The organism is Sphingobium sp. PAMC28499, assembly GCF_004795815.1.
Taxonomy (GTDB): domain Bacteria; phylum Pseudomonadota; class Alphaproteobacteria; order Sphingomonadales; family Sphingomonadaceae; genus Sphingobium; species Sphingobium yanoikuyae.
This window is the reverse complement of the sequence record NZ_CP039248.1, coordinates 4,480,032-4,495,325: the sequence shown is the minus strand read 5'-3', so window position 1 is coordinate 4,495,325 and position 15,294 is coordinate 4,480,032. Positions and strand designations below refer to the sequence as shown.

At 64.9% G+C, this 15,294-nt stretch carries 11 protein-coding genes and 1 pseudogene; all 12 read left to right on the top strand.

Going from position 1 to position 15,294, the window contains the following annotated elements; translation table 11 throughout:
• Window positions 1-16 precede the first annotated feature (16 nt).
• On the top strand, window positions 17-1,699 hold the full coding sequence (locus tag E5554_RS21320) for a beta-xylosidase (RefSeq protein WP_136188005.1): 1,683 nt from the start codon (window positions 17-19) through the stop codon (window positions 1,697-1,699).
• A gap of 1 nt (window position 1,700) precedes the next feature.
• Window positions 1,701-2,969, top strand: coding sequence for an MFS transporter (locus E5554_RS21315; protein WP_247594325.1), 1,269 nt, complete (start codon window positions 1,701-1,703; stop codon window positions 2,967-2,969).
• Window positions 2,966-4,144 (top strand): L-rhamnonate dehydratase, encoded by a 1,179-nt coding sequence (locus tag E5554_RS21310; protein ID WP_136188003.1) that lies wholly within the window; start codon window positions 2,966-2,968, stop codon window positions 4,142-4,144. Before E5554_RS21315 ends, E5554_RS21310 begins: the two co-directional genes overlap by 4 nt.
• On the top strand, window positions 4,141-5,007 hold the full coding sequence (locus tag E5554_RS21305; RefSeq protein ID WP_247594324.1) for an NAD(P)-dependent oxidoreductase: 867 nt from the start codon (window positions 4,141-4,143) through the stop codon (window positions 5,005-5,007). The genes E5554_RS21310 and E5554_RS21305 overlap by 4 nt, the downstream gene beginning before the upstream one ends.
• Before the next feature lie 112 nt (window positions 5,008-5,119).
• Window positions 5,120-6,613 (top strand): alpha-N-arabinofuranosidase, encoded by a 1,494-nt coding sequence (locus E5554_RS21300; RefSeq protein ID WP_247594457.1) that lies wholly within the window; start codon window positions 5,120-5,122, stop codon window positions 6,611-6,613.
• Window positions 6,614-7,157: 544 nt separating this feature from the next.
• Window positions 7,158-7,483: pseudogene (locus E5554_RS21295) on the top strand (ArdC-like ssDNA-binding domain-containing protein); the annotation flags it as partial.
• Between the two features lie 75 nt (window positions 7,484-7,558).
• Window positions 7,559-8,236, top strand: coding sequence for a response regulator transcription factor (locus E5554_RS21290; RefSeq protein WP_026108710.1), 678 nt, complete (start codon window positions 7,559-7,561; stop codon window positions 8,234-8,236).
• Window positions 8,233-9,252, top strand: a complete 1,020-nt coding sequence (locus E5554_RS21285) for a HAMP domain-containing sensor histidine kinase (RefSeq protein ID WP_136188001.1) — start codon at window positions 8,233-8,235, stop codon at window positions 9,250-9,252. The genes E5554_RS21290 and E5554_RS21285 overlap by 4 nt, the downstream gene beginning before the upstream one ends.
• A 56-nt stretch (window positions 9,253-9,308) precedes the next feature.
• On the top strand, window positions 9,309-10,409 hold the full coding sequence (locus E5554_RS21280) for an efflux RND transporter periplasmic adaptor subunit (RefSeq protein ID WP_136188000.1): 1,101 nt from the start codon (window positions 9,309-9,311) through the stop codon (window positions 10,407-10,409).
• A gap of 6 nt (window positions 10,410-10,415) precedes the next feature.
• Window positions 10,416-13,487 (top strand): CusA/CzcA family heavy metal efflux RND transporter, encoded by a 3,072-nt coding sequence (locus E5554_RS21275; RefSeq protein WP_136187999.1) that lies wholly within the window; start codon window positions 10,416-10,418, stop codon window positions 13,485-13,487.
• Window positions 13,484-13,783 carry a DUF3240 family protein gene (locus E5554_RS21270; protein ID WP_136187998.1) on the top strand — a complete coding sequence of 100 codons (300 nt, stop codon included), beginning with the start codon at window positions 13,484-13,486 and terminating at the stop codon, window positions 13,781-13,783. Before E5554_RS21275 ends, E5554_RS21270 begins: the two co-directional genes overlap by 4 nt.
• On the top strand, window positions 13,780-15,021 hold the full coding sequence (locus E5554_RS21265) for a TolC family protein (RefSeq protein WP_136187997.1): 1,242 nt from the start codon (window positions 13,780-13,782) through the stop codon (window positions 15,019-15,021). Before E5554_RS21270 ends, E5554_RS21265 begins: the two co-directional genes overlap by 4 nt.
• Window positions 15,022-15,294 lie beyond the last annotated feature (273 nt).

Here is a 15,294-nt window from a genome sequence, read left to right as displayed (position 1 = left end):
ATCGAGAGGATGTTCCATGACCATTTCCCGAGTGATCGCGTCCCTGTCGGTGCTGCTGGCGCTGCCGCAACTGGCCCATGCCCAGACAGCGCCGGCCCGGCAGGTCGCGATCAGCGTGGACGCGGCCAAGCCAGCAGGCAAGCTGCCGCCCGTCTGGCGCTTCTTCGGCGCGGACGAGCCCAATTATGCGACCATGAAGGACGGCCGGAAATTGCTGGTCGAACTGGGCGAACTGAAGAAGGGTGAGATCTATTTCCGTGCCCATAACCTGTTGAGCAGCGGCGATGGCACCGCCGCCTTCAAATGGGGCAGCAGCAACGCCTATACCGAAACCAGGGACGGCAAGCCGGTCTATGACTGGAAAGTCGTGGACGGCATCATCGACACCTATCTGGCACGCGGCGTTCGGCCCTATCTGCAGATCGGCTTCATGCCCGAAGCCATGTCAGCCGCGCCGGCCGGCACGCCCTATCAGCATAGCTGGCGGCCCGGGTTCGATTACAAGCTGATCGCGACCGGCTGGACCTATCCCCCCAAGGATTACGAGAAATGGGCGGAACTGGTCTATCAATGGACGCTCCACAATATCGAGAAATACGGCAAGGCCGAGGTCGAGAAATGGTATTTCGAGGTCTGGAACGAGCCGAACTCGCCCTTCTACTGGACCGCTTCGCCAGAGGAATTCTACAAGCTGCATGACTATGCGATCAGCGCGGTGCGCCGCGCGCTGCCAACCGCGCGGGTCGGTGGTCCGGACGTTGCGGGCGCTGGCGGCGCTTTCATGGACGGCTTCCTGAAGCATGTGTCGTCCGGCAAGAATTATGTGACCGGCCAGACCGGGACGCCCACCGACTTCCTGTCCTTCCATGCCAAGGGCCGGCCGGAATTTGTCGATGGCCATGTCCGCATGGGGATCGCGACCCATTTGCGGGAAGCGGATCGCGGCTTTACCAAAGTGCTGTCGATCCCGTCGCTGGCCGGGAAGCCGGTGGTGATCGGCGAAAGCGATCCCGAAGGCTGCGCGGCCTGTCCGGGACCGCAAAACGACTATCGCAATGGCACCATGTATTCGAGCTACACCGCCGCCAGCTTCGCGCGCATCTGGGAATTGGCGGAACGGAGAAAGGTCAATCTGGAAGGTGTCCTGTCCTGGTCGTTCGAGTTCGAGGATCAGCCCTGGTTCGCAGGTTATCGCCAGCTCTCGACCAATGGCGTCGACTTGCCGGTTCTCAATGTCTTCCGCATGTTTGCGCAGCTTGGCGAAACGAAGCTCTCAACCGTCAACAGCGCGCAGATCCCGCTCGATCAGGCGATGACGAAGGGCATCCAGGGTGATGCCGATATTGGGTCGATCGCCACCCGCGCAGCGGACGGCAAGGTCGCCTTGCTACTCTGGCATTATCATGACGATGATGTCGCTGGGCCGGATGCGCAGCTGAAGATCGGCTTGAAGGGACTGAAGGCTGCGCCGTCCTCGGCGACGCTGTGGCGAGTGGATGGCGATCATGCCAATGCCTTTGCCGCCTGGAAGAAGATGGGCTCGCCCCAGTCGCCCGATCAGGATCAATATGCGCAGTTGGAGGCCGCGTCGGTCATGAAGGCGGAGACGGTCGCTGTCGCCGGCCCACGTGGCGCGGCCAGCATCGATCTTGCGCTTCCGCGCCAGGGTGTCGCCCTGCTGATCCTGGACGCGCAATAGGATGGCCGTTGTGGCCGCATCGGAGCCGTACCGGGAACGCTGGGCGATTGCGGCGATGATCACCGTCGCCATCGCCATCTCCTACCTTGATCGCCAGACGCTTCCCTGGGCGATCAAATATATCGAAGCCGACATCCCCATCGGCAACCAGACCAAGGCCGTTCTCGATTCCGCCTTCCTCGCCACCTACGGCCTCATGTATCTGGGTGGCGGCTGGCTGCTGGATCGAGTGGGAACGCGGCGCGGCTTTCTGGCGATCATGATCTTCTGGTCGCTGGCCTGCGCCAGCCATGGCGTGGCGGGCGGCATCGCCGCGCTGGTGGTCAGCCGGCTGCTGCTCGGCATAGGGGAGGGCGGGGGCTTCCCCGCCGCCACCCGCGCCATTGCCGAATGGTTTCCGCCTGAACGCCGCGCGGCCGCCATGGGCCTCGTCAATGCCGGGACGGCAGTGGGCGCCGTCGTCGCACCGCCCTTGATCGCGGGCATTCTAGCCTACGGGCACTGGTTCGATCTGGCGAGCTGGCGGTGGGTTTTCTTCATCACCGGCGGGTTCGGCCTCGCCTGGGCGCTCTGGTGGTTCCTGACCTATCGCACGCCCGCCGGGGACGTCGTCTCCGCAGGCGAGGACGCCGGACTGGCGCCGACCGTGGCCATGCTCCTTGCCCGCCGTGAAGTGCGTGGCCTTGTCGGCGCCAAGTTCCTGAGCGACGGCGCCTGGTATTTCTACCTCTTCTGGCTGCCCAAATATCTGTTCGAGGCGCATGGCTTCGACCTGAAACAGGCGGCGACCATCGGCTGGATTCCCTATGCGGCATCGGGTGTCGGCAGTCTGTGCGGTGGCTGGCTCTCCAGCCGCCTTCTTTCCGCCGGCCGTTCGGTCGATGCCGCCCGCAAGATCGCTCTGGGCCTGAGCGCCGCCTGCATGCCCAGGGTCATGCTGGCGCCCGCGACTGCCTCGGTCGCAGCGGTCATTGGCATCTTCAGCCTCGCCTTCTTCGGGCAGCAAAGCTGGTCGACCCTCGTCATGACCCTGCCGACCGACCTTGCGCCGCGCAGCGCCCTGGGACGTCTTGCCGGGCTGGTCGGCCTTGGTGGCGCCTTTGGTGGCATCGTCATGGGTCAGGCGGCTGGCTGGGCACTCGACGCCGGGCTTGGCTACGCGCCGGTGCTGACCGTTGCTGCCACCCTGCACCTGATCGCCTTTGCGCTGATCTGCCGCTCGATTCCTCGCATTTCGCCTCTCAGCTTCACTCGAAAGGTCGTCCCTTGAAAATCACCGAAATCCGCACCCGCGTCGTCCAGTGGGAAGGCGAAACCGTGCCGCTGCCGCCGCACTTCTGCACCAATCCCATGGATATGGTGTCGCCAATGCTGTCGCCCGAAACCATGGGCACCTTCACCTTCCATGGCTGGCTGATTGTCGAAATCTTCACCGACCAGGGGCTGGTCGGGATCGGCAATGCCGCGCTCGCGCCGTTCGTGACCAAGCAACTGATCGACCAGTATCTTGCCCCCTTGTTGATCCGCCAGGATCCGTGGGACAGCGAGTTTCTGTGGCAGCATATGTATCGCAAGACCATGGCGTTCGGGCGCAAGGGCGTGGCGCTGGTTGCGATTTCCGCGCTCGACATCGCGATCTGGGATCTGATGGGTAAGGCGGCGCAACAGCCCGTCTTCCGCCTGCTGGGCGGCCGGACCAAGGCAAAGATTCCGGTCTATGCCAGCCGCCTCTACTCGATCCCGCTCGACGAACTGGCGCAGGAAGCCGCCGCCTACAAGGCGCAGGGCTACAAGGCGATGAAGCTGCGTTTCGGCTGGGGGCCGATCGACGGGGCGGAGGGCATGGCACGCAATGTCGAACTGATCCGCACCGTGCGCGAAACGGTGGGTGACGAAATCGACATCATGGCGGACGCCTATATGGGCTGGAGCCTCGACTATGCGAAGCGCATGATGCGCCTCATCGAACCCTTCAACCTGCGCTGGCTGGAGGAGGCGATCATCCCCGACGATATCAATGGCTATCATGAACTGCGCCGGTTCGGCACGACGCCGATCGCGGCGGGCGAGCATGAATTTACCAGCTATGGCTTCCGCCAGATGATCGAGGCGAAATCGCTCGACTACTTCCAGTTCGACACCAACCGCGTCGGCGGCATCACCGCCGCGCGAAAGATACAGGCGCTCGCCGAGGCCTATTCCATCCCCGTCGTCCCCCATGCCGGCCAGATGCACAATTATCATGTGGTGATGGCGAGCCTCAACAGCCCCATCGCCGAATATTTCCCGATGGTCGATGTGGAGGTGGGCAACGAGCTCTTCTGGTACATCTTCAAGGGCGAGCCCCAGGCGGTCGATGGTCATATCGATCTCGACGATAATCTCCCGGGTCTGGGGCTCGAAATCGACGAAGCTGCACTCTCGCGTTTCAAGGTGATCGGATGATGAAGATAGCAATATTGGGGCTGGGCATCATGGGGGGCGGCATGGCGCGCCAGTTGCTGGCGGCCGACTTCGACCTGACTATGTGGAACCGCAGCGCAGACAAGGCCGAGGCGTTGCGCGCGGCTGGCGGACGCTTGGCTGCGACGCCGGCGGATGCGGTGCAACATGCCGACATCGTCATCGCCATGCTGGCCAATGACGATGTGTCGAAAACCGTTTGGACCGGCGAGGATGGCGCACTTGCCGCCATGAAGGCCGGCGCGATCGCGATCGAATCCAGCACCCTGACCGGCGACTGGGTATGCGACCTTGCCCGCCAAGCGGTCGCCCGAGGCGTGCGCTTCCTGGAAGCGCCGGTGACCGGCAGCCGGGATCAGGCGGCACAGGGTACGCTCCGCTTCCTCGTCGGCGGTGACGCGGAGGCGATCGCAGTCGCTCGCCCAGCCTTCGATGCCATGGGCGGGGCGCTTGTCCATCTCGGACCTGTCGGCAGCGCCGCTACGATCAAGCTTGCCAATAATTACCTGTGCGGCGTGCAGGCGGCCAGCCTGGCCGAAGTCATCGCCCTGTTCGAGAAACATGGACTGGACATCGAGCAGGCCATGTCCATCCTCTTTGACGGTGCCCCCGCCAGTCCGATGGTGAAGGGCGTGGGCCGTCGAATGCTCGATCGCGATTATGCCCCGCATTTCGTGGTCCCGTTGATGGCAAAGGATCTGGGCTATGCGGCGCAGGCGCTGGCTGATGTAGGGATTGTTTCCGCCATTGCGCAGGCCGCACGGCAGCGCTTCATCGACGCGGATCTGGTTGGCGAAGGTGACCGCGACATCGCCGCGATCGTGGAGCCGCTCAGAAAGGCGTGAGACGCGCAGGATTGGGAGAGGGGTAATGAAGAAGCGTTTGTTGGTGTCCATCGCGCTGCTTGCAGCGACGATCCTGACGTCCGGTGGACAGGTGACGGCGCAGGAAACCGCGATGCCCGCCGCGACCGTTACGCTGCATGCAGACAAGCCTGGAGCGAGGGTCGATCGTCGGATCTTCAGCCAATTTGCCGAACATCTGGGTTATGGCATTTATGGCGGTATCTGGGTCGGGCCGGAATCGAAAATCCCGAACACGCGCGGCTATCGCAATGATGTCGTCGCGGCGCTCAAGACATTGTCGGTGCCCCTGGTCCGCTGGCCGGGAGGCTGCTTTGCCGACGAATATCATTGGCGCGAGGGGGTCGGCCCGCGCGGCAAGCGTCCGGTCAAGATCAACACCCATTGGGGCGGCGTTGCTGAACCCAACAGCTTTGGCACGCACGAGTTCATGGATTTCGCCGAACTGATCGGTGCGGAAGCCTATGTGTCGGGCAATGTCGGTAATGGATCGCCGGCGGAAATGGCGGAGTGGGTGGAATATATGACCGCACCGGCCGGTACGCTGGCGCAGGAGCGCGCCAAGAACGGCCGCAAGGAGCCTTGGAAACTTCCCATGTTCGGCATCGGGAACGAGCTATGGGGGTGCGGCGGCAACATGCGCGCCGAATATGCGGCTGACATCACACGCCGTTACGCAACTTTCGTGAAGGCGCCATATGGCGTGAAAATCCTCAAGATCGCCAGCGGGGCAAACAGCCGCGACTATGATTGGACCGATGTGATGATGCGCGTTGCAGGCAAGTCGATCGATGGCATCGGCCTGCATTATTACACCCATCCCATGCGCGGCAAGGTGAAGGGATCGGCGACCCAATTCACCGAAACGGACTATGCCCGCACGCTTGCCAGCACCCTGGTCATGGAGGAACTGCTGGAAAAGCATGGCGCGATCATGGACAAATATGATCCCGAAAAGCGCGTCAACCTGGCGGTGGACGAATGGGGCATCTGGACCGATGTTGAACCCGGCACCAATCCCGGATTCCTCTATCAGCAGAATAGTATGCGCGATGCGATCATCGCCGCGCTCAACATCAACCTGTTCGCCCGCCATGCCGACCGGGTGCGCATGACCAACATCGCCCAGATGGTGAATGTGCTCCAGGCCATGATCCTGACCCGCGACGACAAGATGGTGCTGACGCCCACCTATCATGTGTTCGACATGTACAAGCCCTTCCAGGATGCGACCTTCCTGCCCTTGGAATTGGCATCCCCCTGGTACAGCAGGGATCAATGGGCGATGCCTGCGCTCAGCGCAGCGGCGGTGCGCGACAGCGCAGGCATTGTGCATATCGCCCTTACCAACACCGACCCCAATCGACCGATGACAGTGACCGCGAAACTGGAGGGGGTAACCGCCTCTATGGTCGAGGGGCGTATCCTGACCGCGCCGAGTGTCCAGTCGCACAATGATTTCGGATCGCCCGATGTGGTGAGGCCTGTCCCGTTCAGTGGCGCGACCCTCTCGCAAGGCGCTCTGACCGTGACATTGCCCGAGCACAGTGTGGTGATGCTCACGCTGGGGCAGGTCACGCGCAATTGATGTCGCCGTGTCCTTTGCGATTATTGCTTATTTATCAAAAATTCACTGATTGTATTGGTGGAGTGGTGGAATTAATAGCCGAGAAAAAATCTGTTAAAATCAAATATAATATTTCAGATATATTCAACTGCAGCCACGACAATTTATACGTACATCTCTGACAGCCATAAAATTAAAATGTTTTAAAGTTCTGAATTTATCTTTCTGTAATGTTCGTGAGGTGCGTAAAAATATTTGAAGCCTGTCATATTTTTCTGTCGATGGGATCTTTATTTTTGGCGTCTCCGCCTCTGGCAGACCACGCCCTATGGCGCCCTGGCGCCTTCGAGACGGCTTTGCCTAACTCGTCCCATATAGGTCGGTCGCTGACGCATTGCAGCCTTTTGGGCTGCTGGCTGCTGCCAGCGCGGCTGCACCGGCTCCTTCTCTTGCGTTGCGGCCCTGCGGGTGCAGCCCGCCTTATGGGCACGGGCCTGCCGTGCGGCTCCTTGCCGCCCATCCCCGCCATTCCGGCGGCCGGTGCTGGAGAGGCAGGAGAAAGGACATGGGTACGGGTAATGGATCGCTCTATGACGATGTGACGCAGCATATCATCGCACAGCTGGAAGAGGGACGGCTGCCATGGGTGCAGCCCTGGGACACGAGCCTCACTGTCACGGGGCTTCTCCGCAATGCGGCAACGGGCCGCTGCTATTCAGGCATCAATATCCTGATCCTGTTGGACCGTCTGTCGAGCGGGGCTATGGCGCGCAGCGCTGGATCGCCTATCGGCAGGCGCAGGCGCTGGGCGGCAATGTCCGCAAGGGCGAGGTAGGGACCAGCGTCTGCTATGCCGACCGTTTCACGCCGAAGGATGAGCAGGAGAAGGCGGCGAGGGCCAAGAAACTTGGCGACTTCCAGAGAAATCTGTTGATCCACCATGGATGAAACGGGATGAGACTCATCATGCGTCTCTTGCTGATTGAGGACAATAGTCGACTGGCCGGATTGCTGATTGCCGGCCTCGAGCGGCGGGGGTTCCATTGCGACCATGCCGAAACGCTGATCATTGCGACAGAGGCCGTCGCAGCGGAAGTTCATGATGTACTGATCGTCGATCGCGGCCTGCCTGATGGCGACGGCATTGCCTGGCTGCGCGACATCAGGCGGCAGGGGCATATGCAGCCGGCCCTGATCCTGACGGCGCGTGACGCCCTTGAGGACCGGATCACCGGCCTCGACGCCGGCGCCGACGATTATGTGGTAAAGCCCGCCGAGGTGGACGAGATCGCTGCCCGCATCCGTGCGCTGATGCGCCGTCCGGGGCCGCGTGCCCAGACCGAATTGCGCTTCGGGCCGCTGCTGGTCGATTCGGCGCGGCGCATGACACTGTGCGCAGGGCAGGCGATCGATCTGTCGCGCCGTGAGACCGATCTGCTGGAACTGCTGCTGCGCCAGGCCGGCGCCGTGGTCCGGCGCGAGAGCATCGAAAGCGCGCTCTATTCCTTTGCCGAGCCGGTCACCCCCAATGCTGTCGAGGCCACGGTGTCGCGCCTGCGCCGCAAGCTGGAGGAAGCGGGCGCGCGTGGCATGCTCCATACCGTGCGCGGCGTCGGCTATATGCTGCGGGAGCCGGCGGCATGAGCCAGCGTCGCTCGATTGCCCGTCGGCTCTTCATCGGCCTATCGATCGTGGGCTTCATCGGCACCACGCTGCTGCTCGTCTTCATCATCAACGAACATAGGCAAAGCTTCACCGCGCTGGGCGACCCGGCGGCCGCCCGCCATGCCTTCCGCGAATTGTTCGAGCATGTCATCCTGCCGATCCTGGTGCTGATCATCCCGATGGGCATGGCCAGCCTGATCGTGATCCGAAAGGCGCTGGCGCCATTGGGGGAGGCGGTCGCCCAGTTGCAGGTGGCCGAACGTCATCAGCGCGGGGTGCTGATCGATCATGCCGCCTTCCCGACCGAGGCGGTGCCCTTCGCCCAGGCGGTCAATCGCCTGCTCGGCCAGCTCGACCAGGCAGCGCGTGACCATGAGGCGTTCGCCGCCGATGTCGCGCATGAACTGCGCACGCCGCTCGCCGTGCTGGCGCTGGAACTGGACGGGCTCGACCATCCCGATGCGCCGCGTCTGCGCGCCGAGGTGATCGCGATGCGCCGGCTGATCGACCAGTTGATGCTGCTCGCGCGGGTCGAGGCGCAGAGCGTGGCCCAGTCGATCCGCGACGGCGTCCGGCTGGAGGATGTCGGCGCCGACATCGTCAGCCTGATGGCGCCCGGCGCGATTGCTGCCGACAAGAGCCTGTCGCTGACCCGCGTCGGCGATGTCGCGCCGATCATGGGGCAGCGCGAGACGGTCGCGGCGGCGCTGCGCAACCTTGTCGAAAATGCGCTGCGGGTGACGCCGGCGGGTGGCGCCGTCACCGTGATCGCCGGTCCCGGCCCGCGCTTGCGGGTGAAGGACGGCGGCACCGGCCTCACGCCCGAGCGGCTGGCCGAACTGGTCCAGCGCCATCGCCGCGCGGATCATGCCAGCAGCGAAGGCGCCGGGCTGGGGCTGGCGATCGTCGCCCGCATCATGGCCGCGCATGGCGGCACCCTTTCCAGCACGGCCGATGCACAGGAACTGGTGCTGGATTTCGCGCCACCGCGTTGATCGTCCGAAAACCGCTCGTCAGGGTCTCGTCAGTTTGATCCCATAGGGCTGGGGCCATGGTCCCGCTATTCCGATTCGTGCGCCTGCCCGGCGCTCTCGCCCTCCTGACGCTTGCCGCCTGTTCGGGGGAGCAGGCCGCGCCCGCCAATGACAGCGCTGCGGCGCAGCCGGCGGACGGATCGATCCCGCTGACGGCGGACAATATCGCCCGGCTCGGTCTGAAATTCGGCGCGGCCATCGCTGCCACCGAAGCGCCGATCGCCGTCGTGCCCGCGCTGATCGCGCCGCCGCCCAACGCCCGTGTCGCTGTCGCCGCCACCTTCCCCGGCATCGTCACCCGCATTCTGGTGGTCGAGGGCGAGGAAGTGCGGCGCGGCCAGCCGCTGGCGATCGTCTCCAGCCGCGATGTCCTGTCCATGGGCGCGGACCTCAATCGCGCGAGCGCAAGGCTGGGCGTGGCGCAGTCGAGCGCCAGCCGCCTGTCGCAACTGGAACGCGAAGGCATCATCGCCGGCGCCCGCGCGGACGAGGCCCGCGCCGTGCTGGGCGAGGCCCGCGCCGACGTGTCGGAAAAGAGCCGCATCCTGACGATGGTGAACGGATCGGGCGCCAGTGGCACCTACACGCTGACCGCGCCGATCGCCGGTCGCGTGACCAGCGCCGCCATCCACGCCGGCAGCGTCGTCGACGGCACCACCGCCCCCTATGTGATCGATGCGGCCGGCCAATATGAGGCGCAGGCGCAATTGCCCGAGCGGCTGGCGGGCCAGGTGAAGCCCGGCATGACCGTGGCGCTGGGCGATGATCTGCGCGGCACGGTGACGGCGGTCGGATCGACCATCGATCCCGCCACCCGGTCGGTAACATTGAAGGCCAGGCTGCCGGCCGGCCCCGGCGCCATGGCCGGCCGCGCCACCAGCCTGTCGATCTTCGGCCCGGCACCGACCGGTGCCGCCATGGTGCCCGCCGCCGCCGTCACGACGCTGCCCGGCGGCGACACATTATTCGTGCGCACCCGCGCCGGCGTCGTGGCACGCCCGGTCAAGGCTGGCGGCAAGGATGGCAATCATGTCCTGATCCTCTCCGGCGTGAAACCGGGCGAACAGGTCGTCGTCGCCGGCACCAGCGCGCTCAAGTCGCTGGCGATGGGCGAGTAAGGCCGGATGCTCAAATCGCTCGCCGCCTGGGCGCTCTCCTATCGCCTGATCGTCATCGCGCTTGCCCTGCTGACCGCCGTGCTGGGGGCCTGGGCCTTCGTCAACCTGCCGGTCGATGCCTATCCCAACATCGCCCAGACCCAGGTGAAGGTGATCCTCAAGGCCCCCGGCATGACGCCGGAGGAGGTGGAAAGCCGCGTCATCACCCCGATCGAGATGGAGATGCTGGGCATTCCGGGGCAGGCGATCCTGCGTTCCTCGGCCAAATATGCGATCGCCGACATCACCATCGATTTCGTCGACGGCACCGACATCTACTGGGCGCGCCAACAGGTCGCCGAACGACTGTCGGGCGTGATGGGTGATCTGCCGCCGGCGGTATCGGGCGGTATGGCGCCGATCTCGACCCCCTTGTCCGATATCTTCATGTTCACGATCGAAGGGCCTTTGAGCCTGGAGGAAAAGCGCACCCTGCTCGACTGGACGATCCGGCCGGCACTGCGCACCGTGCCGGGCGTCGCCGACGTCAATGCGCTGGGCGGCTATGTCCGCACCTTCGAAGTGCGCCCCGATCCGATCGCGCTCGCCAGCGCGGGCCTCGGCATCGCCGATCTTCAGGAAGCAATCGAGCGCGGCAACCGCAATGACGGCGCCGGCCGCCTGTCCCAGGGCGAGGAATCGCTGATCGTCCGGGCCGTCGGCGCGATCCGGTCGGAGGCGGACCTCCAGTCGATGGTCATCGCCACGCGCAATGGCCGCATTGTCCGCATGGGCGACGTCGCCACCGTCGGCACCGGCAGCCTGACCCGCTATGGCGCGGTCACCGCCAATGGTAAGGGCGAGGCGGTGCAGGGGCTGGTGATCGCGCTGCGCGGTGCCGATGCCCGCGCCGTGGTCGATGGCGTCAAGGCGCGCGTCGCTGAACTGGAAAAGACCTTGCCACAGGGCACCACGATCGCCGTCTTCTATGATCGCTCCGACTTGATCGGCCGCGCCGTCGGCACGGTCGAAAAGGCGCTGATCGAGGCGACCATATTGGTCATCATCCTGCTGATCCTGTTCCTGGGCGACTGGCGCGCGGCGGCGATCGTGGCCGCCACCCTGCCGATGTCGGCGCTCGTCACCTTCCTGATGATGCGCGGCATGGGCCTGTCGGCCAACCTCATGAGCCTGGGCGGCTTGGCCATCGCCATCGGCATGCTGGTCGACGGCGCGGTCGTCGTGGTCGAGAATATCGTCGAACGGCTCAATCATGCGAAGGATGACGGCCCGCCCCGGCTGCACCATGTCTACCGCGCCACCGGCGAAGTCGTGGTGCCGGTGTCGGCCGGCATCGTCATCATCGCGCTCGTCTTCCTGCCTCTGCTCTCGCTCGAAGGGCTGGAGGGTAAGCTGTTCGCCCCGGTTGCGCTCACCATCATCTTCGCGCTGGCGGGATCGCTGCTGATCGCGCTCACCCTGGTCCCGGTGCTGGCTTCGCTCGGCCTCAAGGCCGGCCATCATGGCGAACCCTGGATCATGCGCAAGCTGACGCCGCGCTATCGGGCGCTGCTCGACGGTGCCTTTGGCCGCAAACGGCTGGTCTATGGCCTGGCTGGGCTCGGCCTGGTGCTGGCGGGCCTGGCCTATGGCGCGGTCGGCAAGACCTTCATGCCGTCGATGGATGAAGGCTCGGTGATCGTCCAGACCGCCAAGCTGCCGACCATCAATCTCGACCAGTCGGTGCTGGGCGACACGGCGGTGCAGCAGTCGCTGATGAAGGATGTGCCCGAAATCGCGCAGATCATCGCCCGCGTCGGCACCGACGAGATCGGCCTCGACCCGATGAGCCCGAACGAGACCGACAGTTTCGTGGTGCTCAAACCCCAGAAGGAGTGGCGCGGCGACAAGGCATTCGTCGTCGATGAAATCCGCAAGTCGCTTGATCGGTTGCCCGGCATCGAGCCGACCTTCACCCAGCCGATCGAGATGCGCGTCTCGGAAATGCTGACTGGATCGCGCGGCGACCTTGCCGTCAAGATTTTCGGCCCGGACCTCGCCACCCTGTCGGACCTTGCCGGACAGGTGCAGAAGATATTGTCGAAGACGCGCGGCGCTTCGGAGGTGATGACGCTCGCCAACGACCATGTCGACTATCTCCAGCTCGATATCGATCGCGCCGCCGCCGGCCGTTTCGGCATGCCGATCGACCAGATGCAGGACACGCTGCGTGCCCAGATCGAGGGCGTGCATGCCGGCGTCGTCGCCGACGGGCAGAAGCGCGTGCCGATCCTGGTCAAGGGCGACGAGACGATCCGCAGCGACGCGACCCGCTTTGCCGACCTGCCGCTGCGCACGCCCGACGGCACCGTCGCGCGGGTCAGCGACATGGCGCGGGTCGAGCGCACCGAGGGGCCGGTCAAGCTCGACCATGAAAATGGCTCGCGCTACGCGCTGGTCCAGGCGTTCGTCTCCGGCCGCGATCTGGTCGGCTATGTCGATGAGGCGCGCGCCACCGTCGATCGCGAAATCAAGATGCCGGCTGGCTATCGCATGGTCTGGGGCGGCCAGTTCGAAAATCAGCAGCGCGCCTCCGCCCGGCTGATGCTGGTCATCCCGGCCGCGCTGCTGCTGATCCTGCTGGTGCTGCTCATGACCCTGCGCTCGATGCGCGCGTCGCTGCTGATCCTCGCCAACATCCCCTTCGCCATGGTCGGCGGCATCATCTCGCTCTGGGTATCGGGCCAATATCTCTCCGTGCCTGCCTCGGTCGGTTTCATCGCGCTGCTCGGCATCGCGGTGCTGAACGGCCTCGTCCTCGTCGCCTATTTCCGCCAGTTGCGCGAGGAGGGGCAGAGCATGGCCCAGGCCGTGCGACTGGGCGCGGAACGTCGGCTGCGCCCGGTGCTGATGACCGCCAGCATCACGGCCTTCGGCCTTGTCCCGCTGATGTTCGCGACCGGGCCGGGGTCGGAAATCCAGAAGCCGCTCGCCATCGTGGTGATCGGCGGGCTGGTCAGTTCGACCCTGCTGACCCTCATCCTCCTGCCCATTTTGTTCGAGCGCTTCGGTGAAGGCGCCACGGAAGCCCGATCATGACCGACATGTTGCTGACCTTCTATTGCGCCGCGATCGACCGCGACGGCGTGGCCGATGCCCTGCGCAGCCGCACCCCGGCGCCGCTCCATCTGCGCGACGAGCAGGTGCTGGGCTGCGATTTCGCCGATGCCGGCGCGGGCGAGCAGGTGCGCGGCGCGCTGCGCCGGGCGGCGATCGACCTGATCGTGCCGGCGGATGATATCGACCCGCTGGTCGTCGCCGTCACCGATGCGCGGCGGGGCCATCCGGTCCGCTGGCATGCCTGCCCGGTCGCGGCACGGGGGCGCATCGCATGATCCGTGCGCTTCTCCTGTCGGCCACCGCCCTCATTACCACGCCCGCCTGGGCCCAGCGCACCGACCTGCCGCCCGAACCCTTGGTGGTCGAAGCGCTTGATAGCCATCCCGCCGTGGCTGCGGCACAAGCGCGCGTGCGCTCGGCCGAGGCCGGCGCCGCCATGCTCCGCCGGGGTGCCCATGAATTTACTTTCCAGGGCACGGTCTCCCGTCGCTCGGCCGAGGGGGAGGGCGATTATGGCGAATATGACGTCAACCTCACCCGCCCGTTCCGCCTGCCCGGCAAGGCGTCGCTGGACCGCAAGGCCGGCGAACTGGGCGTCGAGGTGGCGCATAATCTGATGGAGGATGTGCGGCACCAGACCGCGCTCGCCTTTTCCGATCTCTGGCATGACTGGCTGGTCGCCAGTGCCCAGCATCGCACCGACCTCGATTCCGCTGCCAGCCTGACGCAGGACATGGTGGCCGTGCGCCGCCGTGCCCAGTTGCGTGACGCGTCGCTACTGGACGTCGACCAGGCTGAAGCCGCGCTGGCTCAGGCGCAAGCGCAGGCCGCGACCTCCCGCGCGGCGCGGGATGAGGCGCGGGTGAAGCTCGCCGCCGGCTTCCCCGGCCTTGCTCTGCCTGAAGAGGCGCCCTTGCTTGCCGATCCGGCCATGCCCGCCACGGCGCTGGAGGATCTGCGCAATCTGGTGATCGAGCGCAGCCATGAAATTCGCGCGTCGGAGCGAGACGCGCAGCGGCTGGCTATGGTCGCCCGCCGCGCCTCGGCCGATCGCATCGCCGATCCGTCATTCGGCGTGCGCGTCTTCAGCGAACGGGGCGGGCTGGAAAAGGGCGTCGGTCTGGTCGGCTCGATTCCGCTGGGCGGTGGCTATCGCCGCGCCGCGCATGACCAGGCAACCGCAGACGCCAGTGCTGCCGAACTGGAACTCGCTCGCGTGCGGCGCGAGATAGAGGCGACCGCCGCCGCCGATCTCAGCAATGTCCGCGCCCGCGAAGCGGTCTGGCGCAGTATGGAAAGCGCTGCCGCCAGCGCCGCCGCCGCCGCGACCCGGACGAAGAGAGGCTATGAGCTGGGCCAGATCGACCTCGCCGATACGCTGCTCGCCCGCCGCCAGGCGAACGAGACCCGGCGCCAGGAAATCGATGCACGCGCCACCCTGCTGCGCGCCATCCTGCGCATCCAGATCGACGCGCATGAGGTCTGGACGTCGCAGGAAGGGCATGAGGATTAAAGTCTACAATGGGCGCGAATCTGCCATCGACGACTGGCTGCGCAATCCCATGTTCTGGACGGTCTAGGATTTCGGCAAGTGGCAGAGGGCATCGTCATCATAATGTCATCGCGGTGCACCGTAGCCGGCCCGCCGCTCCTCCCCTGTGGAGCGGCCCTCCCTGAATTCTGGTCCCGCCGTGGAGATCTTTCCGGTGGGGTTACTTTTATCTGCATCTGATAGATTTTGGACCAGCGAATAATGGCGAACGATGGGACATTCTGCTCGGTCTGG

What these genes read in the sequence shown, in the direction of transcription:
- E5554_RS21320 (WP_136188005.1), top strand. Translation starts at nt 17, where the DNA reads ATGACCATTTCCCGAGTGATCGCGTCCCTGTCGGTGCTGCTGGCGCTG.
- E5554_RS21315 (WP_247594325.1), top strand. Translation starts at nt 1,701, where the DNA reads ATGGCCGTTGTGGCCGCATCGGAGCCGTACCGGGAACGCTGGGCGATT.
- E5554_RS21305 (WP_247594324.1), top strand. Translation starts at nt 4,141, where the DNA reads ATGATGAAGATAGCAATATTGGGGCTGGGCATCATGGGGGGCGGCATG.
- E5554_RS21300 (WP_247594457.1), top strand. Translation starts at nt 5,120, where the DNA reads ATGCCCGCCGCGACCGTTACGCTGCATGCAGACAAGCCTGGAGCGAGG.
- E5554_RS21290 (WP_026108710.1), top strand. Translation starts at nt 7,559, where the DNA reads ATGCGTCTCTTGCTGATTGAGGACAATAGTCGACTGGCCGGATTGCTG.
- E5554_RS21285 (WP_136188001.1), top strand. Translation starts at nt 8,233, where the DNA reads ATGAGCCAGCGTCGCTCGATTGCCCGTCGGCTCTTCATCGGCCTATCG.
- E5554_RS21280 (WP_136188000.1), top strand. Translation starts at nt 9,309, where the DNA reads ATGGTCCCGCTATTCCGATTCGTGCGCCTGCCCGGCGCTCTCGCCCTC.
- E5554_RS21275 (WP_136187999.1), top strand. Translation starts at nt 10,416, where the DNA reads ATGCTCAAATCGCTCGCCGCCTGGGCGCTCTCCTATCGCCTGATCGTC.
- E5554_RS21270 (WP_136187998.1), top strand. Translation starts at nt 13,484, where the DNA reads ATGACCGACATGTTGCTGACCTTCTATTGCGCCGCGATCGACCGCGAC.
- E5554_RS21265 (WP_136187997.1), top strand. Translation starts at nt 13,780, where the DNA reads ATGATCCGTGCGCTTCTCCTGTCGGCCACCGCCCTCATTACCACGCCC.